18 protein-coding genes and 1 pseudogene are annotated in these 22886 nt (G+C 67.9%); 17 read left to right on the forward strand and 2 right to left on the reverse strand.

The genetic code is table 11. The features are described 5' to 3' along the window. Entirely contained in the window at nucleotides 1-1140 is a 1140-nt protein-coding gene (locus E0E18_RS00710; RefSeq protein ID WP_237559569.1) for a polyprenyl synthetase family protein, read from the reverse strand. A gap of 167 nt (nucleotides 1141-1307) precedes the next feature. Between E0E18_RS00710 and E0E18_RS00715 the strand changes: the two genes are divergently transcribed. Next, entirely contained in the window at nucleotides 1308-2363 is a 1056-nt protein-coding gene (locus tag E0E18_RS00715; protein ID WP_130839080.1) for a methylenetetrahydrofolate reductase, read from the forward strand. Here the strand turns inward: E0E18_RS00715 and E0E18_RS00720 are convergent. Next, nucleotides 2263-2967 (reverse strand): GNAT family N-acetyltransferase, encoded by a 705-nt coding sequence (locus E0E18_RS00720; RefSeq protein WP_130841082.1) that lies wholly within the window; start codon nucleotides 2965-2967, stop codon nucleotides 2263-2265. The genes E0E18_RS00715 and E0E18_RS00720 overlap by 101 nt on opposite strands. A gap of 220 nt (nucleotides 2968-3187) precedes the next feature. Here E0E18_RS00720 and E0E18_RS00725 point away from each other — a divergent pair, with 220 nt between their 5' ends. The 16 genes and pseudogenes from E0E18_RS00725 to pgeF all read left to right on the forward strand — a co-directional run bounded on the left by E0E18_RS00725 (nucleotide 3188) and on the right by pgeF (nucleotide 22880). Next, nucleotides 3188-3640: an SAV_6107 family HEPN domain-containing protein gene (locus E0E18_RS00725; protein ID WP_066589001.1), complete on the forward strand. Its 453-nt coding sequence runs from the start codon at nucleotides 3188-3190 to the stop codon at nucleotides 3638-3640. Between the two features lie 209 nt (nucleotides 3641-3849). Continuing rightward, complete coding sequence (locus tag E0E18_RS00730; RefSeq protein WP_066589000.1) at nucleotides 3850-4230, forward strand: DUF3040 domain-containing protein; 381 nt, start codon at nucleotides 3850-3852, stop codon at nucleotides 4228-4230. A 580-nt stretch (nucleotides 4231-4810) separates the two neighbouring features. Further along, entirely contained in the window at nucleotides 4811-5242 is a 432-nt protein-coding gene (gene mraZ / locus E0E18_RS00735; RefSeq protein WP_066588998.1) for a division/cell wall cluster transcriptional repressor MraZ, read from the forward strand. Nucleotides 5243-5406: 164 nt separating this feature from the next. Next, complete coding sequence (rsmH, locus tag E0E18_RS00740) at nucleotides 5407-6429, forward strand: 16S rRNA (cytosine(1402)-N(4))-methyltransferase RsmH (protein ID WP_130839081.1); 1023 nt, start codon at nucleotides 5407-5409, stop codon at nucleotides 6427-6429. Nucleotides 6430-6488: 59 nt separating this feature from the next. Beyond that, nucleotides 6489-7289 (forward strand): cell division protein FtsL, encoded by an 801-nt coding sequence (gene ftsL, locus E0E18_RS00745; protein WP_130839082.1) that lies wholly within the window; start codon nucleotides 6489-6491, stop codon nucleotides 7287-7289. Between the two features lie 120 nt (nucleotides 7290-7409). Then, nucleotides 7410-9332 carry a peptidoglycan D,D-transpeptidase FtsI family protein gene (locus E0E18_RS00750; protein ID WP_066588993.1) on the forward strand — a complete coding sequence of 641 codons (1923 nt, stop codon included), beginning with the start codon at nucleotides 7410-7412 and terminating at the stop codon, nucleotides 9330-9332. Beyond that, entirely contained in the window at nucleotides 9329-11056 is a 1728-nt protein-coding gene (locus E0E18_RS00755; RefSeq protein ID WP_130839083.1) for a Mur ligase family protein, read from the forward strand. Before E0E18_RS00750 ends, E0E18_RS00755 begins: the two co-directional genes overlap by 4 nt. Continuing rightward, a complete protein-coding gene (locus E0E18_RS00760) occupies nucleotides 11053-12723 on the forward strand; it encodes a UDP-N-acetylmuramoyl-tripeptide--D-alanyl-D-alanine ligase (protein WP_130839084.1) in 1671 nt (556 codons plus the stop codon). The genes E0E18_RS00755 and E0E18_RS00760 overlap by 4 nt, the downstream gene beginning before the upstream one ends. A gap of 12 nt (nucleotides 12724-12735) precedes the next feature. After that, complete coding sequence (mraY, locus tag E0E18_RS00765; RefSeq protein ID WP_110481537.1) at nucleotides 12736-13836, forward strand: phospho-N-acetylmuramoyl-pentapeptide-transferase; 1101 nt, start codon at nucleotides 12736-12738, stop codon at nucleotides 13834-13836. A gap of 9 nt (nucleotides 13837-13845) precedes the next feature. Continuing rightward, nucleotides 13846-15387, forward strand: a pseudogene (murD, locus tag E0E18_RS00770) (UDP-N-acetylmuramoyl-L-alanine--D-glutamate ligase); the annotation flags it as partial. Between the two features lie 104 nt (nucleotides 15388-15491). Further along, entirely contained in the window at nucleotides 15492-17132 is a 1641-nt protein-coding gene (locus E0E18_RS00775) for an FtsW/RodA/SpoVE family cell cycle protein (protein WP_237559570.1), read from the forward strand. After that, nucleotides 17099-18340: an undecaprenyldiphospho-muramoylpentapeptide beta-N-acetylglucosaminyltransferase gene (murG, locus tag E0E18_RS00780; RefSeq protein ID WP_419866055.1), complete on the forward strand. Its 1242-nt coding sequence runs from the start codon at nucleotides 17099-17101 to the stop codon at nucleotides 18338-18340. The genes E0E18_RS00775 and murG overlap by 34 nt, the downstream gene beginning before the upstream one ends. Further along, nucleotides 18333-19823, forward strand: coding sequence for a UDP-N-acetylmuramate--L-alanine ligase (murC, locus tag E0E18_RS00785; protein ID WP_066588978.1), 1491 nt, complete (start codon nucleotides 18333-18335; stop codon nucleotides 19821-19823). Before murG ends, murC begins: the two co-directional genes overlap by 8 nt. A 56-nt stretch (nucleotides 19824-19879) precedes the next feature. Continuing rightward, complete coding sequence (locus tag E0E18_RS00790) at nucleotides 19880-20656, forward strand: cell division protein FtsQ/DivIB (protein ID WP_237559571.1); 777 nt, start codon at nucleotides 19880-19882, stop codon at nucleotides 20654-20656. 219 nt (nucleotides 20657-20875) lie between these two features. Beyond that, entirely contained in the window at nucleotides 20876-22135 is a 1260-nt protein-coding gene (gene ftsZ, locus E0E18_RS00795; protein ID WP_066588975.1) for a cell division protein FtsZ, read from the forward strand. Then, nucleotides 22113-22880 (forward strand): peptidoglycan editing factor PgeF, encoded by a 768-nt coding sequence (pgeF, locus tag E0E18_RS00800; RefSeq protein ID WP_066588972.1) that lies wholly within the window; start codon nucleotides 22113-22115, stop codon nucleotides 22878-22880. Before ftsZ ends, pgeF begins: the two co-directional genes overlap by 23 nt. Nucleotides 22881-22886: the final 6 nt, after the last annotated feature.

Here is a 22886-nt window from a genome sequence, read left to right on the forward strand (position 1 = left end):
TCAGCTCCTCCGCTCGGTGAGCTGTTCGGCGAGAGCCACGAGCTCGTCGACGAACGGGGACGCGAGGTGACAGGACCGTAAAGTGTCCACGGCGTCCGAGGTCAGTTCCCGTACCCGGGCGGAGTTCTGCTCCGCGGCACCGGAGTCGACGATGATCTGCCGGAGTTCGTCGATTTCGGCGTCCGTCCCGACCGCACCGATTCCGGTGCGCAACCGGGATGCCGCGGCCGGGTCGGACCGGTCCGCACGGTCGAGGGCGCACATGAGAAGCCAGGTGCGCTTTCCGGAGCGGAGGTCGTCCCCGGACTCCTTGCCTGTGACCGCGGGATCCCCGAACACTCCGAGGTGGTCGTCCTCGAGCTGGAAGGCGACTCCGATCTCGCGTCCCACCTTGCGCAGCAGTGACACTGTCCGGGCGTCGGCGTCCCCCAGTGCGGCTCCCAGGTGCAGGGGCCGCTCCACCGTGTAGGCGGCGGTCTTGTAGACGTCGACCTTCAGTGCCGCGCCGGGATCCTCGGAACCGCTGTTCTCCAGTGCGATGTCGAGCATCTGCCCTGCGATGACCTCGGTGCGCATCCTCCGCCAGGGCTGGCGGGCACGGGTGAGTGCGGCGGCGTCGACACCTGAATCCGCGAACATGTCGTCGGCCCAGGAGAACGAGAGGTCCCCGACGAGAATGGCCTGGCTCTCCCCGTACCGCGCAGGGTCCCCTGTCCACCCCTGTTCACAGTGCAGCGCACTGAAGCGCCGGTGTGTCGTCGGCCTGCCGCGCCGGGTGTCCGACTGGTCGATGATGTCGTCGTGGATCAGTGCACAGGCCTGGATGAACTCGAGCGACGACACAGCGCGGAGCACGTCGCCGGGGCCGGTCGGTGCGGTCAGCGAGCCGCCGCCGCCCTCCAGTGCGGCCCGCAGCCCCGCCCAGGCGAACACCGGTCGGAGCCGCTTTCCTCCGCCGGTGACGAAGAGCTCGAGTGCTCCCACGGCATCGGCGACCACCGGATCGATGTCGTCGTAGTCGGCGTGCCGGGCACGGAAGAACGCGGCCAGTTCGGTGTCGACGGCGGCGGGGACATCCGTCAGCGGACTGTGGGCGGACCAGGTGCCCGTCATCTTCCGGCGGGCGGTTTCTGGGGTCATCGCGGTGCATCCTCCGGTGTCACTGGTCGGGCGGCAGGCACCGGACCGGAACGTACGTGGACCGTAGCCGTGGCACGGCTACGGGGCCCATGTGGACTCCTCCATACTAGGGGGTGGACGTCGACCCCCGGCCAGACACCCCGGGGCGTCTTCTATGATCAGGGACCATGCACTCTGACCCGTCCCCAGAATCGCCCACCGGCCAGGCTCCGGAGTCCGTGCCTGCGCCCGGCCTCCCCGGTGCCCCGGGTGTCCCCGGTGGGCACAGCCTTCAGGTGGCCGTGTCCGACACCCTCAAGCGCGGTACGCCGGGCAGGGTCCCGTTCTCGGTCGAGTTCATGCCGCCGCGTGACGATGCGGCAGAGGCCCGTCTGTGGTCGGCGGCCGAAGCTTTCCACGATCTCGGTGCGAGCTTCGTCTCCGTCACCTACGGGGCAGGTGGGAGCAGCCGACAACGTACCGAGCGCGTCGCGGGCAAGCTGGCGAGAAAGCCACTGACGACCCTGCTGCACATGACTCTCGTCGGCCACACCGGTGAGGAGATCAGGGCGATCCTCCGCGAGTTCGCCTCACTCGGTCTGACCAACCTGCTCGCGCTGAGAGGAGATCCTCCCGGGGATCCTCTCGGGGAGTGGCAGGGCATCGAGGGAGGTCTGGTCCACGCGATAGACCTGATCAGACTGATAAGGTCACTTCCCGAATGTGCGGACTTCGACATCGGGATCGCCTCGTTCCCGGAGGGGCACTACCGTGCGGCGAGTCTCGAGGATGACACCCGACACACCGTCGAGAAGCTCCGCGCCGGGGCCAGCTATTCCATCACCCAGATGTTCTTCAATGTCGAGCACTACCTGCGTCTGCGGGACAGACTGGCAGCCTTCGACCCGGTAGACGGGGCGAAGCCGGTGATTCCGGGGCTCATGCCGATCACCTCGCTGAGGTCGGTGAGGCGCCAGGTAGAGCTGTCCGGGTGTGAACTGCCCCGGGAAATGGAGGATCTGTTCACCAGGGTTGCCGCCGGTGACGAGCGGAAGAACGCGGCGGCCATCCGCAAGGTCGGAATCGAGGTCACGACGAGGATGGCCGAGCGTCTTATCGCTGAAGGGGCGCCGGATCTCCACTTCATGACCATGAACAATGTTCGTGCGACACAGGAGGTGCTCCACAATCTGGGGATGGCGCCGGCCTACGGGCCGGGTCTGGGGCAGGACGCCGTGCGCTGATCAGCTGCTCCGGCGCAATCACGGGGGAGGGGGTGCCGGTCCGACGGTCCCGGGCGAGAATACCGAAGGGCCGGGGGTCGGAGGTGAAGTGGAATCCGCGCAGTAGGTCCCGGAAGCCCAGACTGCGGTAGAGGGACCATGCGGCGTTGGTCCCGTCGTCGACTTCGGGGGTCGACAGCAGTGATGTACCGCACCGGAGCCGGGAGAGCAGATCGTCCATGAGCAGATGTCCGATTCCGTGACCCTGGTGGCCGGGCAGGACGTGGACCTCCGATATTTCGTCGTAGTCGCTGAGTATGTCGGTGGCGTCCTGTGGGGAGAGGCCGGCGCTGCGGAGGCCACGGTGAACCTCCCGGTACCACCAGGATCCGGGCGGTCCCGGAAAACCGTAAGCGACGCCGACGAGCTTCTGGTCCGGAGCTGAGGGATCCGGTGACTGCGCCGTCGCGTGCTCGACGGCGACCGATGCGGTGAATCCGGGGTTGGTGGAGTTGGCGGCCCAGAGGTTTCGGCGCTGGCCGAAGGTCGCCGGACCATATCCCATCGCCAGCAGGTGCAGGCGTACCAGCTCGTCCACCCGCTGCAGGTAGGTGCGGGTGGGCATCGCGCAGACACTCACGGTGGTGTCCGGGGTTACGGGGCAGGTCACGCCTCCATCGTGTCAGATACTGCCCGAGCCCCACAAATACGAACATATGGTCTATTATGGTGGAAGATGCGGTTCCTGCGTCCGGGGCGGCCGTAATGTCCCGGGCCAGGAAGAGCGTCACGGTGATGCTTCCGGTGGCCGGGCGGCCACCGGCCAGATCGGTCGAAGGAGGCGGATGATGGCAGGGCAGAAGGGGATGACCGCAGGGGAGGGCCGGGTCACCCGGCTCCGGCGGAGGACATCGGCGTTCCGGGCGTCGGCGGAAGCCTATGTGATCGAGGCTGAACGGCTGCTGGAGCGTAGTCGCGCGGAGGTCACCCCGGCAGAAAGGGTGACGTGGGCCTACCGGGCCGCACTACGGGCGGCGGGTGCGGTGATCGAAGCTTCTCCGGGGCAGGGTCGTCGACGTCGGGTGTCCGGAAGTGCATGGTCCCGGTTGCGGACCGTGGATCCGGATCTGGTGACCTGGGTGGACCGGTTCGAAGTCTATGCGCGCTTCGTGTCCAGGGTGGAGATGGGACTGGAACAGGGGCTGCGTGGAACTGACGCCGACCGCATGTACGACGAGGTCTGCCGGTTTGTCGACATGGTCAGGCAGCGTGTGGGATACCTGCCGGATGTGGCCTGACACGGGAACCGGAGGGTCGGGCCGCCGGAAATAGGGGACTGGGAGGATTCTACTGGTGGAGGCATGTCCTGGGGTAGACTCGTGGACAAGTACCACTGGTCCGGAGGATGACAGGTCGGGAACTTTTTCCGCCCCTCGGACGTTGGATCAGGTGACCCGCCAAACCCGCGGCCGAACAGGCGGCCCGAGAAGAACAGGGGAGGACAACTGTGGCACTGTCAGAGCAGGAACAGCGCATGCTGGATGAGATCGAGCAGGCGCTGATCGCCGATGATCCGGCGTTCGCGGAACGGAACCGCGCCGTAGCTTCCGGTGGAGTTTCCGTGGGTATCCGGTCTGTTGCGGTGTTTCTGCTCGGCCTCTGCACTCTTGTCGGTGGGATCGCGCTAGCCCAGGCCAGTCTCTGGTTCGTCATTCTGGGCGTCGCAGGATTCCTGATCATGTTCCTCGGGGGTCTTATGGCGTTCCGGTCGGGCGGGCGGTCCCGGCAGAAGTCCGCAGGCCGCGGTCAGGGGCACCGTGGAGGAAAAGGTCAGGGGAACGGTATCGCTGACCGTATGGAGAACAGCTTCCGTCGCCGTTTCGACTGACAGGTCGGCAACGGTGACCACCCCCGGTTGAGTACAGACTCTGCCGGGGGTTTCCCATGTCCGGGACCTGCCCGGTAGGCAGACCTGCCCGGTCTACGGGGTGGGTCTGGTGGTTCGGGGGTGCCGCGGCGTGCAGGGGGGGCGGGGGCCACCGCCCCCGGGGAGAGGCAGGGGTGGTCAGGGGCAGCACAAAGCAGGGGCGCATGGAACGGAACTTCCGTCGGGTCGTGCCGGGCGGGGTCGTAGAGGGAGGGGGCGCTCACTTCCCCCACTTCTCCCCACTGAAGGCAGCTGCTGATGTCATCGCAGGTAGTATGGGGTGTGATCGCCGCACAGGCTCAGACGCCTCACCGGGTGCTCTGTCTGCCGGTTCTCTCTGGGAGCCTATCTGCCTGCTCTTTTCTGGCAGATGCCTGTAAGAAGACCGCGTTGCGTGGAAGGAGTGGGGGACTGTGGGGTAAGGTGGGGCGCGCGGGACAGAGATGACGTTCCGTGACAACTTCACAGTGACAGCACACTGCACCGGCGACCGGCTCCTCCGGTCCGTACCCACGGCTACCGGAGGGAAGGAGCCGACGGCATGTTCTTCGGCACTTTCACTCCGAAGCTCGATGACAAAGGGCGACTGACCCTGCCCGCCAAGTTCCGCGAGGAACTGGGCGACGGGCTCGTCGTCGTCAACGGGCAGGACCACAGTCTGGCGATCTATCCGCGCTCTGAGTTCCAGGTCCGGGCCCGGAACGCGGCGAAGGCCTCCCGGGCCAACCCCCGGGTCCGTGCCTTCGTGCGACGCCTCGGTGCCAGCGCGGACGAACAGACCCTCGACAGTCAGGGACGGATCACCGTCGCTCCGGCACACCGGAAGTACGCGGGACTCGCCAAGGACTGCGTGGTCATCGGCTCGGTCGACCGGATCGAGGTGTGGGACGCCGGGGCCTACGAGAGGTATCTCGCGGACCACGAGGCTGATTTCGCCGACGGCGACGATGACGCCTTCGCCGACTTCCTGTGACCGGTGCGGTGTGTGGACGGGCTGTGTGCCGGCCCTCATCTGCGCGGACGACCGTTGTGATGTACTTCCCCGACGTCACATCGGCCCGCGCAGGTGGGGCCCCGTACGCAGCCCCTCCGTCACTGTGGAGCGACCAGCTGTCCCTCACCAGGAAAGGTATCCCGATGACTGAACCTGCCCGCCGAGTCAGCGGCGAGTTCGGCCACGTCCCCGTCATGCGGGACCGGATGGTCGAACTCGTGGGGCTCGGTGTCGCAGGTGCGGGGACTGCCACCCCCGTCATCGTCGACGCCACCCTGGGGGCGGGCGGGCACACCGAGGTCTTCCTGGAACACTTCCCTGACGCCGTGGTCGTCGGCCTCGACCGTGACCCCTCCGCCCTCCAACTCGCCAGGGACAGGCTCAGCCGCTTCGGTGACCGCTTCATCCCCTGCCGGACCCGTTTCGACCGCCTCGGAGACGCCCTCGACGCCCTCGCCGGAGAAGACAGGCTCCCCGACGACTTCGGTGACCTGGGCGTGTCGGGTTATCTCTTCGATCTCGGCGTCTCCTCTATGCAGCTGGACCAGCCGGAGCGGGGGTTCGCCTACGCACAGGACTCCCCACTCGACATGAGGATGGACCCGGCGGGGCAGCTCACCGCGGCGGAGGTCCTCAACACCTACAGTCACGGCCAGCTCGCGCACGTCCTGAGCACCTACGGGGACGAGCGCTTCGCCGGCAAGATCGCCTCGGCGGTGGTGCGCGAACGGGAGAAGGAACCGTTCACCACTTCTGGGCGCCTGGTGGACCTGCTCTACCGCACGATTCCTGCTGCGGCCCGCCGGACCGGAGGTCATCCGGCGAAGAGGACGTTCCAGGCGCTGAGGGTGGAGGTCAACTCGGAACTCGATTCACTGGCCGCCGCCGTTCCCGCCGCGACAGACAGACTCGCCGTCGGCGGGGTGGCCGTCTTCATGAGCTATCAGTCCCTCGAGGACCGCATCGTGAAGAAGGCGCTTGCGGAGATGACCACCAACCGGACCCCGCCTGGGCTGCCCGTCGATCTTCCGGACACTGCCGCTTCATTCGAGCTCGTGACACGTGGTGCAGAGAAGGCACCTGCCGACGAGATCGAACGGAACCCCCGTTCCGCTCCCGTCAGGGTCAGGGCAGTGCGCAGGATCAGGGCGCGTCCAGACCACTGAGCAGGGGTCTCACCGACTCTCTAACTCTCCACACCCATTCCAGGACAGCGAGGCACATTATGAGCACAGGAATCATGACCGGTACCGCCGGACTGGGAAGACCTGATGTACGGGAGCGGACCCCGACCCGCGGCCGCGGGACTTCGGCGGGGGCAGGCACCCAGACCCGGCGTCGTCACCTGGTTCCACCGCGGACCGGATCCCGCCAGCAGGTGACCGTCCGTGGCCGCAGAGTCACTGCGGTCCGTGACAGGCACGGATCGAATGTTCTTCGGCTCGTCATCGCCCTCGTGCTGCTCGTGGGGGCTGGTGTCGCGGCCACGATGTACCTGTCCGCCCGTACGACGGACCAGGCGTTCGTCCTCAGTGAAGCGAACGCCCGCAGTGAGACCCTGGGAAATGAGCTCGAGAGCCTGAACAGGGACTACAAGGAGCTGAGCTCATCTGAGCACCTCGCCTCCGAAGCTGCCAGACTGGGGATGGTGGTTCCCGGACAGGCTGGCGTCCTCGACGTGCAGGGCGGTGACATCCGGGAGGTGCGGCCGGCTGACAGGGCCGGCGACGGCCAGATCGTCGACCTGGACGGAACAGGCGCAGCAGTTCCCCGCACGGACCGGCCTACAAGTGATCCTGCCGCAGTCGCCGCAGTGCCGGCAACCTCACCCGCAGGTGAGCAGAGTGCCCGGGATGCTGCACAACAGGCCCCTGCCGCCGCCCAGCCGGCTCCTGCGGACGCCGCCGCCCAGCCGGCCCCTGCGGACGCCGCCGCCCAGCCGGCTTCCGGGGCGTCCCCGCAGAACCCGGCGTCGGCCACCGGCCAGCTGCCCTACCCGTCACGTGACCTCACCCCGGCCGGGTAAACTCCGGAGCGCCGGGGCGCCGACCGGGTGCCCGGCCGGTCCCTGACCGACTGAACGAGACTGCAGAGAGTCCACCGTGACCGGAGGAGACCGGTCAGACCCCGATGGGAGACCCGTACCTTGGAACCGGACCGGAAGCCCCGGCGCACCAGTGACCGCGGTGTGCCCGGAAACTCCTGGCGGACACTGGACATCAGCCCCGCACGTTTCCAGTCACGGGGGACGATCGTCGTGGTCACGGTCATGGTTCTCGCCGTGGTCCTTCTTCTGCGACTGCTGCAGATCCAGGTGTTTTCCACGGACACACTCGCCAGCAGTGCTGCCGAGCAGAGGGCCCGCCCCGTCACCCTGTACGCCGGGCGTGGCGACATTGTCGACCGGGACGGCCGCGACCTGGCCTACACGATGAAGGCGTCCATGATCGTCGCACACCCCGCAGAGCTTCCGACCTACATGGAGGACCGGTACCGCCTGTCGCCCAGGACACCGGAGAATCCCGACGGGGCGCTTCCCCCGGACCAGCAGCTCGAGGAGATCATCACCGAACTGCCGAAGATGCTGCAGGGAGATTCCTCGGCCGTCCAGGCCACGGACCTGCGCAAGGCCCTCACCTCGGACGAGCGTTACACCCGCCTCGTGCTCAACGTAGACCCTGATGTCGCCGAGAAGATCACCACCCGGTTCCCGGAGCTGTCGGCAGACCCCCAGGACATCCGCCAGTACCCCAACGGGGCGGTGGCGGCGAACATCGTCGGCAAGTACGGGTGGGTCGGCGACGGAGTCGAAGGTGGCCAGTACGGGCTCGAGCTGTCCCAGGACGCCCGGCTGCAGGGTCGGAACGGGTCCTACCTGGCGGACTTCGGTGACGGGGCAGTCATCCCCGGCACCCGACGCGATGAACACCCTGCCGTCGACGGGGACTCCTTCCAGCTGACGATCGACATTGACGCCCAGGCGTACGTGCAGCAGCAGGTCCAGCAGGCCAAGGACAGGTCGGGAGCGGAGAACGCCTCCGCGGTCGTCCTGGACGCGAAGACAGGCGAAGTCATCGCCATGGCCACCTCGGACACCATCAACCCGATGGGGGATCTCGAGGAACAGGTCACCGAGGGAAAGGAGTTCACCAACCGGGTTGTCGAGTCCGCTTTCGAGCCCGGTTCCGTCGCCAAGGTCATGACGGCTGCCGCCGCCATCGAGGAAGGAAAGACGACTCCCGACGAGGTGCTGCAGGTTCCCGGTTCCATCGACATGTCCGGCGTCACCGTGAAGGACGCCTGGGACCACGGTGTGGTCCCCTACACCACCACCGGAGTGTTCGGGAAGTCCTCGAATGTGGGGACACTGATGCTCGCCCAGCGGGTGGGGGAGGAGAAGTTCGCCGACTACCTCCAGAAGTTCGGCATCGGGCAGGCGACCGACCTCGGACTTCCCGCAGAGACGGCGGGCTACGTCCCTGACCTTTCACAGTGGTCCGGCGGGACTTTCGCCAACCTGCCGATCGGACAGGGAATGTCGATGAGCCTGCTCCAGATGACGAGCATCTACCAGGCGATCGCCAACGACGGCGTGCGGGTGACTCCCTCACTGATCAGGCAGGTGACCACGGCTGACGGTACAGAACTCCCCGCGGAGCAGCGGAAGGAGACCAGGGTCGTGTCCCCGGCGACCGCCCGTTCTGTCGTGGACATGTTCCGGGCCGTGAACCAGAGTGACCCGACCGGGGTACAGCAGGGAACCGCCCCCAGCGCGGGGATCGAGGGCTACCAGACAGCAGGAAAGACCGGCACCGCCCAGCAGATCGATCCGGAGACGAAGGCGTACTCCAACTCGAACTACTGGATCACCTACGCCGGCATCGCCCCCGCCGACGACCCCCGGTTCGTCGTCGGGATCATGCTCGACAACCCCAGGCGCAGCTCGGACGGCAGCGGTGGTCAGTCCGCGGCACCGCTGTTCCACGACATCGGGTCCTGGATGCTGGACCACTACAATGTGCCGCTGTCCGCTACCGCGGCACCCCGACTCATCCTGGAGGCACAGTGACGGACAGTTACCCCACACCGACACTCGGAAGGCTGGCAGAGCTCACCGGGGGACGCCTGGTGCATCCCGACGGGACCCCGGTCACCGGGGAGGACACCCGGCAGACAGTGACCACGGCGGCGATTGACGCCCGTGACGTCCCCACCGGCGGAATGTTCATGGCAGTGCCCGGCACACGGGATCACGGTGCCCGCTTCGCCTCCCAGTCGGCGGGGAACAGTGTCCTCACCGACGCGGAGGGACTCGGCGTCCTCAGGGGCCGGGGGTCAGGCACAGTGACACTGGTCGTCGACGACTGCCGTCGCTGGCTGGGACCGGTGGCCGCGGAGATCCACGGTCACCCTTCCCGGTCCATGACGGTCATCGGGGTCACCGGCACCAGCGGCAAGACGACGACGACGTACATGATGGAGAGTGCGCTGCTGGACCACCGGCAGGTCGGACTCATCGGAACCACCGGTACACGTATCAACGGCCGGAGCATTCCGACGTCACTCACCACACCCGAAGCTCCCACACTGCAGGCACTGTTCGCACGCATGCGTGACGAGGGCGTGACCCACGTGGTCATGGAGGTCTCCTCCCACGCACTCGTCCTCGGGCGGGTCAGGGGCGTCGACTTCGATGTCGCCGTGTTCACCAACCTGTCGCAGGACCACCTCGACTTCCACCCGACGATGGAGGACTACTTCCGGGCGAAGGCGATGCTGTTCACCGAGCCCCAGGACCCGGCGGGACACCTGCCCACCCCGGTCGTCTGTGTCGACGACAGGTGGGGCCGGCGCCTGGCGGACCAGCTCAGCGCAACTCCGGGGCCTGCCGGGTCCACTTCCGGAACACCGGCCGGAGAACCCGCCGGAGGTCCTGTCACCGTCTCCACGGACGGCGGGAACGCCGACTGGAGGGTCGACGGTATCAGTATCGGCGTCGACGGTACCCAGCACGTGGAGGTGACTCATGCCGGTGACACCACGCTTGCCTTCGACCTGTCCGTCCCCGGTGCCTTCAATGTCGCGAACGCCACCCTCGCCCTGGCGGGACTGGTTGCGGCCGGGGAGGACGCTTCGATCGCCCGGAGGTTGGCTGACGTACAGGTTCCCGGGAGGATGCAGAGAGTCACGGGGCACCGCGGCCACGGTTTCCTGGCCCTGGTGGACTACGCGCACAAACCGGGCGCCGTCACGGCGGTGCTGGAGACACTGAACGGCCAGCTGGACCGGGCTGCGGTCGTCACCGGCGCGTCCCCGGGTGATGACGGTTCACCGACCCGGGAGCGGGTGCGTGGCAGCCGGGGACGCCTGGGAATCGTCATCGGGGCCGGCGGAAACCGTGACCATGAGAAGCGACCGAAGATGGGTGCCGCAGCAGCACTCGGTGCAGACCTGGTCATCGTCACCGACGACAACCCGCGGGACGAGGATCCCGCGACCATCCGCGCCGCGGTACTCGCCGGTGCGGAGGAGGCTGCAGAGCAGCTGGACATCTCGCGCCGGCCCGACATCCGGGAGATCGGTGACCGTGCCGAGGCAATCCGGGCGGCCGTGCGGTGGGCACACCCCGGTGATGTCGTTGTGGTCGCGGGGAAAGGCCACGAGACCGGTCAGATCATCGGTGACCGGGTCCTCGAGTTCGATGACCGGACAGTTCTCGCCGCCGCACTTGACGATCTGCCCGACACAACACCTGACACACTTTCCGGTGACGATGAGGAGCCTGACGCATGATCGAGATGACAGCAGCCGAGATCGCGACCGTGACGGGTGGCGAACTTGTCGACGGAGCGGAACCGGGGACGCCGGTGACGGGACCGGTGGAGTTCGACTCCCGTCGTGTCACACCGGGTTCCGTGTACATGGCCCTGCCCGGGGCCAGGGTCGACGGACACGACTTCATTCCCTCGGCCCTGCAGGCGGGGGCCGCCCTCGTCTTCGAAGGCCGCCCTACCGGAAGTCCCGCTCTGCTGTGCCCTGAGGTCGACGACGAGCCCGGGACCCAGCGCAACTCCTCCTACCTTGAGCACGACCCTGACGGACTGGGTGAACGGGTGGTGGCCGCAGTGTCCCGTCTCGCCCGTCACAACACGGACGTCCTCGTCTCGGACTACGGACTCACCGTGGTCGGAGTGACGGGTTCAGCCGGAAAGACCTCCACGAAGGACCTTCTCGGCGCTGTGCTGTCGGCGGCGGGGGAGACTGTCGCGCCCCCCGGCAGCCTGAACAACGAGATCGGTCACCCCTACACCGTGCTCAAGGCGGGACGGTCGACCAGGTACCTGGTCGCCGAGATGTCCGCCCGGGGCAGGGGGCATATCGCCCACCTTGCCCGCATCGCACCCCCACGTATCGGGGTCGTGCTCAACGTCGGCACCGCACACCTCGGCGAGTTCGGTTCCCGCGAGGGGATCGCCCGGGCGAAGGGGGAGCTCGTGGAGGCCCTTCCCACCGCCGACAGAGGCGGAATCGCCGTCCTCAACGCCGACGACGACCTCGTCTCCGGCATGGCCTCCCGTACCACCGCGCGGATCGTCCGCTTCTCCGCCGACCAGGGAGCTGACGGGGACGCCGACTACCGTGCATCACAGGTGACGCTCGACGACATGGCCAGGGCATCTTTTCTGCTGCACCATCCCAAGGGAGATCCGGTGCGGGTCAGCCTCGGGGTCTTCGGCGCCCACAATGTGGGCAATGCCCTGGCAGCCGCAGCAGTGGGTATCGAGTGCGGACTTGACCCGGCCGTGGTCGCGGCGTCCCTCACCGGTCACACCGCCGACAGTGTCAACCGGATGGACGTGTGGACCAGGAATGACGGCGTCACCGTCATCAACGACTCCTACAACGCCAACCCGGACTCCGTGCGCGCCGGCGTCGACGCCCTGGTCCAGACGGCCTCCCGAAGGGGACGGGCGCGGTCCTGGGCGGTCCTCGGTCACATGGCCGAACTCGGTGACGACACCGTACGCGCCCACTCGGCGACGGGTGACTATCTCGCCGACCATGGGGTGTCCAGGGTCGTCGTGGTCGGGGATGGCCCCGGTCAGCGGGCGTTGGCCGGGGCGGCACAGGGCCGTGGGCTGTGGACGCGAACCGTACCCGACGTCACCGCCGCCGTGGAACTGCTCACCGGTGCCGACTCCGGAGTACACCCCGGGGATGTGGTCCTGGTCAAGGCGTCCTATTCTGACGGTCTGTGGCGGGTGTCCCAGGGTCTCGACCGGGGCCTCCCGCAGACTCTCCCGGAACGTGGCCCGGAACGTGGTCCGGTACGTGGTCCGGTACGTGGTCCGGACCCGGTTCCTGTACCGGGGGCGGAGGCCACAGGCAGAACCACGACCGAGACCCCCGACAAGACCTCCACCGAGACCTCCACCGAGACCCCCACCCAGACAAGGTAACCGGCACATCCCATGATGCAGATCATCATCGCGGCGGCAGTATCCTTCTTCGTCGCCATCTTCCTCACACCGGTTCTGATCCGACGGTTCTCCGCGGAGGGGCTCGGCCAGGAGATCCGTGAAGAGGGACCGAAATCACACCTCCGCAAACGCGGCACCCCGACCATGGGCGGTATCGCCATCCTCGCCGGAATCACCGTCGGCTACCTGGCGGCGGTCCTCGTGGGAGTGGCGACCAACGGTACAGGACCCGGAGTGTCCGGCTGGCTGGTACTCGGACTCACCCTGTCACTCGGCGCGGTAGGTTTCGCCGACGACTACATCAAACTGGTCATGGGGAGGAACCTGGGTCTGAACGCCCGGGCGAAGCTGGCGCTGCAGCTGGTGATAGCGGTCGTCTTCGGCGTCCTGGTGCTCCAGTTCCCGAACTCCGCCGATCTCACACCGGCGTCGACCAAACTGTCTTTCATCCGTGACATGAACACCTTCGACCTGAAGATCGGCGGCGCCGTCATCGGGATGCTGATCTTCCTGCTGTTCATCTACCTGGTGATCTCAGCCTGGTCGAACGCCGTCAACCTCACCGACGGGCTCGACGGGCTGGCAGCCGGGGTGACCGCCCTGGTGATGTCCGCCTACGTGGTGATGACCTTCTGGCAGTTCCGCAACTCCTGCTCCGCGGCGGCGTCAGTCAACTGCTATGCGGTTCGTGACCCCCTCGACCTCGCGCTTCTCGCGGCCGCCGGTCTCGGTGGCTGTCTCGGGTTCCTCTGGTGGAATGCGGCTCCGGCGAAGATCTTCATGGGGGACACCGGTTCGCTGGCGCTCGGCGGACTTGTCGCCGGCCTGTCGGTGACCTCCCGGACAGAGCTGCTGATGATCTTCGTGGGCCTGCTCTTCGTCATGGAGGCCGCCAGTGTCGTCATCCAGGTGGTCTCCTTCAAGACCACCGGACGACGGGTGTTCAGGATGGCACCCTTCCACCACCACTTCGAGCAGGGAGGATGGGCGGAGACTACTGTCGTCGTCAGATTCTGGCTGCTCTCCGCACTCTTCGCCATGGGCGGGGTCGCGCTGTTCTACAGCGAGTGGCTCCGCGGCGCCGGCCTCTAGGAGCACACAGTGACCACAGATCCCGCAGAAGTCGCAGGGGCCGCAGGACCCGCCACGGCAGCTTCCGGCACGGCAGTTTCCGGCACGGCAGAGACGACCCGGGCGCTCCGGTCCGGACGGGTACTGGTCGCTGGCGCAGGTGTCGCCGGGGCTGGCGCGGCCCGTATGCTGGCTGCACTGGACTGCACCGTCACCGTCGCCGACGACGCCGGGGACAGGGCGCGGACCCTCGCCGCACAGACCGGAGCGACACCGGTCGGTGTCACCGTTGCGCGGCAGTCACTGGAACAGTTCGACCTCGTGGTGACTTCACCGGGATGGAGGCCCGACACCCCCCTGCTGGTCGAGGCGGCCGACGCCGGAACCCCGGTCATCGGCGCCGTCGAGGCCGCATGGCGGGCGGACCGGGCAGGATTCTTCGGTGACCCCCGGACCTGGCTGGCGGTGACGGGAACCAGCGGCAAACCGACCACGACCGCCATGCTCGCCGCCGTTCTCGCCGAGGACGGCAGATCCGTCGCTGCGGTGGGGAACATCGGTACGCCCCCCGGCGACGCGCTCCTGGCTGACCCGCGTGTCGACGTCCTCGCCGCCGAAGTGTCGAGCTTCCAGCTCCACTGGGCGCCCGGATTTGCCCCGGACGCCGGGTGTGTGCTCAATCTCGCCGACGACCACCTCGACTGGCACGGCTCCTTCGCCGCCTACGCCTCCGACAAGGCACGGTGTCTGCGGGGAGCGAACCCAGTCCTCGCCGTCGACGAGCCTGCGGTGCTCGCCGCGGCAGGGGACGCCGGCGCCACCGTCCGTCCGCACCGAGCGGTCACCCTCGCCGACCCGACGGAGACGCCTGACCCTGACCGCACCGGGGCGACGGTGGTCACCGGCGTCCACGGTGGACGGATCGTGGAGTTCGACAGGGCCACCGGGACGGTCACCGACCTTGCCGCGGCGACCGGGATCTCCCCGGCCGGTCCCGCGGGTGTGTCGGACGCGGTCGCCGCTGCGGCACTGGCACGCTCGGCGGGGGTGTCCGCCCCGGCGGTCGACCGTGCCCTCGCCGCCTTCACCGTCGCCGCCCACCGGGGCCAGGTGGTGGCCAGTGAGGGTGGTGTCGACTGGGTGGACAATTCGAAGGCGACCAATCCTCACGCCGCCGTCGCCGCCCTGCGGGGCACCCACGACGTGGTCTGGGTGGCGGGAGGACAGCTCAAAGGTGCCCGGGTGGACGACCTGGTCGCCCAGGTCGCACCGTCGGTGAAAGCAGTCGTCCTGCTCGGAGTGGACCGTGGCGTCCTCGCCGGGGAACTGGCGTCGGCGGCCCCCGGGACCCCGGTCACCGTCATCGACGACACTGACCCGGTGGGGGCGATGGACGCCGCGGTCGCCGCCGCACGCGGGTACGCCAGCCCCGGAGACACGGTCGTCCTGGCTCCCGCGGCGGCGTCCCTGGACATGTACTCTGGAATGTCCCAGCGTGGTGACCTGTTCGCCCGCTTCGCCCGTGCCACCGGGAAGACACCGGCAGGCTCGGCAGAACCGGCAGGCTCGGCAGGGCCGTCGGCGTCGGACCGGCCGGACACCGCCCCGGGCGGCAGGGACACCGTGATCGGCGACGGGCGAGACGGGCGACTCGGTCGAGACGGGAGATACCGGAGATGAGGTCCACGATGAGGAGTGACCGGACCACGGACATGCGGGGCGGCACGGGCGGTCAGGGGCGGCGTCCTGCCGGAACGGTCACCGCCCGCGGGACCTCCGAGGTGTCACCCTGGGCGGGCCTGCGGGAGAAGTGGCAGCGGTTGCTGGCGTCCCCCCAGCTCGACTACAAGGTGATTCTCCTGGTCACCGGCGTCCTCGTCGCCCTCGGCCTCATTGTCGCACTGTCGTCGTCCATGGTCTCCTCCCGCTCACAGGAGGGCGGGACGGTGTTCACCGAGTTCTTCAAGCAGGCCCGGATGGTCCTGGTCGGTCTGGTCGTGATGTGGGCGGCCCTGTGGATCCGCCCGGCGAAGGTCCGGGCCTGGGCACCGGTCCTCCTGTTCGTCGCACTGCTGTTCCTGGTGCTCGTCCTGTTCATCGGTTCGGGTGACGAGATCGGCTCCAAGTCCTGGATATCTCTCGGTCCGCTGTCGTTCCAGCCGTCCGAGATAGCCAAGCTTGCGCTCGCGGTGTGGGGTTCAGCAGCCGTGGCGATGCACTCGCGGCGCAGTCCGACCGTCAGGGGTGGCCTGGGTGCCTTCCTCATCGTGTCCGGACTGGTCCTGGCACTGGTGCTGGCGCAGAAGGACCTGGGGATGATGTTCTCCCTCGCCCTCGTGATGCTGTCACTGCTGTTGTTCAGCGGCGTGGCGGGATCCGTACTCGGGCTCATCGTCGGAGCGGTCGCGGTGCTCGGTGCGCTGTCCATCGCGGCGCTGAGCTACCGGTCCGACCGGATCAGCACCTGGCTGAGCGCGCTGCGTCTCCGGTTCGACGGGACCTCCGCCCAGGACGCCGCATTCCAGGCGAAACAGGGAATGTACTCCCTCGCTGACGGCGGGCTGACCGGTCAGGGTCTGGGCCAGTCCCGCGCCAAGTGGAACTACCTGCCCGAGGCGACCAACGACTTCGTCTTCGCCATCATCGGCGAGGAGCTCGGTCTCATCGGTGCCGGTGCGGTGATAGCACTGTTCGCGTTGCTCGGCTGGTTCGGTATCCGTACCGCCACGAAGCAGTCCGACCCCTTCCTCCGTCTGCTCGCCGCGACCCTCACCGCCGGAATCGTCGGCCAGGCCTTCTACAACATCGGGTATGTCGTCGGGCTTCTGCCGGTCACCGGTGTCCAGTTACCCCTGTTGTCGGCAGGGGGCACCTCGGCGGTGATCACCCTGGGTACCCTCGGTCTGCTGGCCAACTGTGCCAGACATGAGCCGGAGACGGTTTCCTCGATGCAGCATGAGGGGCGTCCGTTCATCGACAGGCTGCTCATGCTGCGGGAACCCGATGTCCCCGACGCCGGTTCCGAACACCGTGAACAGGTCCGTCCCCGCCCCCGCAGGTACGGCACCCCGGTGACCCACCGTCCGGCGCCCCGGTCATCTGACCTGCGCGGAGATCCGGTGCTGCCGGGTGACCGGCCACGGTTCCGGCGCAGTACCGACAGCTACCGGGAGGGTCCGGACTCCGGCTACCCGGGTGACCCGGACCGACGGAGATCGGTCCGGTCGGAGCACCGGGCCGGTGCCCGGACAGAAGCCGGAGAAAACCCCGGAAGAAACCCCAGATCTGCCCAGCGCAGGAGGCGCTACAACCCGTGAACCAGTCACCTGAGACTCTGTCGGTCGTCCTCGCAGGAGGAGGCACCGCAGGACACATCGAGCCAGCTCTCGCCGTCGCCGAGGCACTGACCGCCCGCGATCCCGGGATCCGGGTCACTGCGCTGGGCACGGAACGCGGCCTGGAGACCAGACTGGTCCCGGCCCGTGGAGTGGCACTGTCACTCATCCCTCCGGTGCCGGTCCCGCGCAAGTTGGACAGGGCACTGTTCACCTTCCCGTTCCGGCTGGTCCGGGCTCTGCTGCGGACCCGTGCGACGTTGAAGGATCTGGACGCGGACGTGGTCGTCGGCTTCGGCGGCTATGTCTCCGGCCCCGCCTACCTGGCGGCGAAGTCCGCGGGGATTCCGGTGGTCATCCATGAGGCCAATGCCCGTTCCGGTCTGGCGAACCGCCTCGGTGCATTCCTCGGTGCCCGGGTACTCGCGGCGGTGCCCGGCTCGGGTCTGAAGGGCGCGGAGGTCGTCGGCGTCCCGGTCCGCAGGTCGCTGCTGGAGCTGGACCGTCCTGCACTGCGGGCGGAGGCCCGGAAGTTCTTCGGGCTCGACCCCGACGCGCCTGTGCTTCTCGTCACCGGGGGCAGTCAGGGGGCGGCCTCGATCAACGACGCCGTGAGCGGGGCCGCCCGCACCCTGGGAGACGCCGGTATCGGCGTCCTCCACGCCTACGGGCGCAGGAACAGTGTCGAGGTGGAGCAGCAGGAGGGTGCGCCCGCCTATGTCGCGGTGCCGTACATCGACCGGATGGATCTCGCGCTCTCTGCGGCGGACATGGTCCTGTGCAGGGCCGGTGCCATGACCGTGGCGGAGATCTCGTCCTGCGGTCTGCCCGCGGTGTACGTCCCTCTTCCTCACGGCAACGGGGAGCAGGAGCTCAACGCCCGGCCGGTTGTCGAGGCCGGTGGCGGGGTGATCGTGCCGGATGCTGAACTGGACCCGGGCAGGGTTGTCCGGGAGGTGGTTCCACTGCTGCGGGACAGAGCCAGGCTCGATGCCGCAGGTGCCGCAGCCCGTGGTGCCGGTCACCGGGACGCCGCGGCCCGGATCGCCGAGGTTGTCGTCGAGACGGCGCGCCACGGCAAGGGGGCTGGAGCGGCAGGGACGGCAGGGACGGCAGGGACGTCCGGGGCAGACGCCACGACCGAGCCGGAGAAACAGGGACCGGAGAACAGAAGGACTGAAAATGAGTGACGTCACAATCAGCTCGGCTGCACAGCTGCACCGGGTACACATGGTGGGAATCGGCGGTGCCGGGATGTCCGGCATCGCCCGGATACTCCTCGACCGTGGTGTGAAGGTCAGCGGTTCCGACATGAAGGAGTCCAGGGTGGTCCTGGCCCTGCGGGCTGCCGGGGCCCGGATCGAGGTCGGGCACCGGGCAGGGAACCTCACGCTCTCCGGTGGCACGCCGGACGCCGTGGTCACCTCGTTCGCGGCGATCCCCGAAGACAATCCGGAGCTGGTCGCGGCACGCGAGCAGGGTATTCCCCTGCTGCGCCGCAGTGATGTGCTGGCACTGCTCATGGTGGACCGGCGGGCGGTTCTCCTGGCAGGCACCCACGGCAAGACCTCGACGACCTCGATGACGGTCGTCGGGCTCCAGTCAGCCGGGCTGGACCCCTCCTTCGCGATCGGAGGCCAGCTCAACCGGGCGGGAACCAATGCCCATCACGGCACGGGGGACGTTTTCGTCGCGGAGGCCGATGAATCGGACGGGTCGTTCCTGTCGTATTCGCCGGAGGTCGCCGTGGTGACGAACATCGAGGCGGACCATCTCGACTTCTACGGGACCGAGGAGGCCTACCACCGGGTCTTCTCAGAGTTTGCCGGCCGCGTCGTACCGGGCGGGGCCCTGGTGCTGTGCCTGGAGGACCCGGGGGCGGCAGCTCTCGCCGAGGGTGCTGTCGACGGGTCTGTCGAGCTTGCCGGGGGAGTCAGGGTCCTGGGGTACGGCACCCCGGAGGCTCTGGCGGCGCACCCCGGCGTCCCTGTCGGCGCAGAGATCCTGTCTTTTGCCGCTGATCCGGAGGGGGGGTCCCGTGCACGGGTACGTTTCGCGGGTCTGCCGGAGGCACCGGTGGAGACCGTCGTCGTGAGGACGCCGGGACGTCACATGCTGCTCAACGGGACTGCGGCAGTTCTGGCCGGCTGTCTTGTCGGCGCCGACCCTGACGGGATGACCGCAGGGGTGGCGGACTTCGACGGCGTGCGTCGCCGGTTCGAGTACCACGGCACCGCGGCGGGGGTGGAGGTCTACGACGACTACGCCCACCATCCCACCGAGGTCAGGGCTGTGATCACCGCGGCGAGGGAGAAGGTCGCGGCGAGGGCGGAGGCGACCGGGCGGTCCGGGCGTGTCATCGCGGTGTTCCAGCCCCATCTCTATTCGCGGACCATGAGGTTTGCGGGCGAGTTCGCCGGCGCACTGTCCCTGGCGGATGCCGCCGTGGTCCTCGACATCTACGGTGCCAGGGAGGATCCGGTCGAGGGCGTGGACAGCAGGATCATCACCGGGAGGATGACGGTTCCGGTCGTCTACGAACCACGTTTCAGTGACGTCCCCGACCGCGTCGCCGAGCTTGCCGGCCCGGGTGACCTGGTCCTGACCCTGGGGGCGGGTACGGTCACGATGCTGGCGGACGAGATCCTGCACCGTCTCAGTGAGCCCCGCTGAACATCGGCGGGGGAGTTTTCCGCACAGGCAGAGTCATTGACAGGGAGGTGAGCCGGGTGGACAGGACGGACAGTACCGGTACAGGCAGGTCGGGGCAGACGCCCGCGTCTCCGGCGTCGGCGGGGCCGACGTCGGGGACGCGTGCGGGCAGGGCGGGGGGACGCCGCGGGTCCGGCCGTCGTCGGCGCCCTTCGCGGCTCACCGCGGTCCTGGGGGTGCTTCTTGTGCTCGTGGTGGCGGGAGCGGCTGTGGTGCAGTTTCTCACCGTCAGCAGTGTCGAGGTCTCCGGGACGGTCAACCAGGATCCCGGGGAGGTCCGTACCGCGTCGGGTGTCTCCGAGGGAGACCGCATGGTGACGGTCGACACCGGGGCCGCGGCATCCTCGGTGTCCGTCCTTCCGTGGGTGAAGACCGTGACTGTGTCGAGGGGCTGGCCGACGACGGTGAAGATCACGGTGACCGAGCACACTCCGGTCGGGGTGCTCGACGACGGGGGTACCCCGGTCGTCGTCGATACCGACGGTGTGCAGTTCCTCCGGGATGTCAGGCCGGACGGTCTCACCCCCATGAAGGTGGCGTCCTCGGATGATGCGGCGGTCACTGCCGCGGCATCGGTGCTCGCGGCACTTTCCCCGGAGGTGAAAGGTCAGGTGCGTGAGATCTCCGCTCCGGCGGCAGACAGCGTGACTCTCCGATTCGACGGGGACCGGGAGGTTTTCTGGGGTACGGCGGACCGGGCAGCGGAGAAGGCGGAGGCCACCCGGGTGGTGCTGACGCGTGACGGTGCGCGGTGGAATGTCTCGAATCCTGCACTGCCGTCGGTCCGGGGCTGACCCCGGTCCGGCGACTGCCGGGAATCAACCGGGAATCAGACAGACATCATGCCGGTATCCGGCCGGCATCATGCCGGCCGAGCCCGCAACCCTCAACCTCACCTTGAGACATACGACACGCCACGGAAAATGTTCCGTGAATTTGCGGCGCCGTCCTCCAAGATTGGATGCACGAGCGACCGCCTTGAACAGCCGAAGAGCACAGGGAGAACATGCAACATGAGCGACTTTGACAACCACATCGCCAAGATCACCGTTGTCGGTGTGGGTGGCGGCGGCGTCAACGCCGTCAACCGCATGATCGAGGCGAATCTCCAGGGGGTGGAGTTCGTCGCGATCAACACGGATGCACAGGCGCTGATGTTCACTGACGCGGACGCCAAGCTCGACATCGGCCGGGACGAGACCCGTGGTCTGGGAGCGGGGGCGAATCCAGAGGTCGGGAAGAAGGCGGCGGAGGACAGCCGGGACCAGATAGAGGAAATGCTCGAGGGTTCCGACATGGTCTTCGTGACCTGCGGTGAGGGCGGCGGCACCGGCACCGGCGCGGCACCTGTGGTCGCCCAGGTCGCCAAGAAGCAGGGCGCGCTGACCGTCGGCATTGTGACCCGCCCGTTCAGCTTCGAGGGGCGTAAGCGGACCAAGCAGGCACTCGAGGGAATTGAGGCGCTCAAGGACGTCTGTGACACGCTCATCGTCATCCCCAATGACAGTCTCCTGAAGTCAAGTGATCCTGACCTGCAGCTTATGGAGGCGTTCCGGCTCGCGGACGAGGTGCTCCACTCCGGTGTCGAGGGAATCACGAAGCTGATCACCACCCCGGGCATGATCAACGTCGACTTCGCCGACGTCCGCTCTGTCATGACCGACGCAGGGTCTGCGCTGATGGGCGTCGGTGTCGCCCGCGGCGAAAACCGTGCCAAGGAAGCGGCCCAGGCGGCGATCAATTCTCCGTTGCTCGAATCCACGATGGAGGGGGCGACGGGGGTCCTGCTGTCCTTCGCTGGTGGAGGAGATCTCGGACTGTTCGAGGTCAACGAAGCGGCGTCGCTGGTGGAGAGCCTTGCCGACGAGGACGCCAACATCATCTTCGGCACCATCGTCGATGACTCGCTCGGTGACGAGGTCAGGGTCACCGTGATCGCCACAGGTTTCGACGATTCGGCGAATGTCGCGGCCGTTCCCAGCCGGGGTGCGCACCGTGCTCCGGAACCCGTTCCCGCCGAGCAGACCGTCGAGCAGCCGTCCGTGCCTTCCGCGGCTGAGCCCCCCTCAGCGGACCGTCAGGCCGCCCCCACCCCCTCCTACCAGGGAATTTTCGGTGAGGATGCCGCTCCCAGACGTGCCCGTCCGGTCCGCGACCTTCCCCAGGATTCCCGTACCGGCGCCCGCGACGGGCTGTTCACCAGCTCGCGCGAGGAGTCCCGGGACCGTCGGCGTGAGGAGGACGACGACCTTGAGCTCCCCGACTTCTTCTGATCCGACCCCTGCGCAGTCAGCCACCACCCGACGTGTGCGCAAGGTCGTGACCGACCGTAACGGCGGCGTCTCCGTCGGCCCCTACGGGTCCTTCAATCTCGGGGACCATGTCGGGGACGACCCCGACGCAGTCGCGGCCAACCGGGCACGGCTGGCGGGGCTGCTCGGTCTTCCGGCGGAGCACATGGTCTACATGGAGCAGATCCATTCCCCGAACGTCACCGTTGTGACAGGGGAACTCCTGGACGAGCTTCGTGGAGCTCCCGTGGAGACCACCGACGCCCTGGTGACCACCCTGCCTGAGGTCGCGCTCGTCGTACTCACCGCTGACTGTGTGCCGGTGCTGCTCTCCGACGGGGAGGCGGGGATCGTCGCCGCGGTCCACGCCGGTCGTGTCGGCGCCCGCAACGGCATCGTGGCGCGGACGGTGGAGAAGATGGTGGAGCTCGGGGCGTCCCCGGCGAGAATCCATGCTCTGCTGGGGGCGGCCGCAGCAGGTGAGGACTACGAGGTTCCGGCGGCGATGGCGGCGGACGTGGAGTCGCGACTCCCCGGCTCCCGGACCACGACCCGGACCGGCACCCCCGGGCTGGACATCCGGGCCGGAATCACCCGGCAGCTGCTGGGGCTCGGTGTGCGCTCGATCGACGCCGATCCGCGCAGCACAGTCAGCGAACCCTCGTTCTTCTCCTACCGCAGGGAGGGGACCACCGGACGGCAGGCCTCGGTGGTCTGGATGTCCTGACACCGG

Source organism: Corynebacterium neomassiliense, assembly GCF_900626215.1.
Taxonomy (GTDB): domain Bacteria; phylum Actinomycetota; class Actinomycetes; order Mycobacteriales; family Mycobacteriaceae; genus Corynebacterium; species Corynebacterium neomassiliense.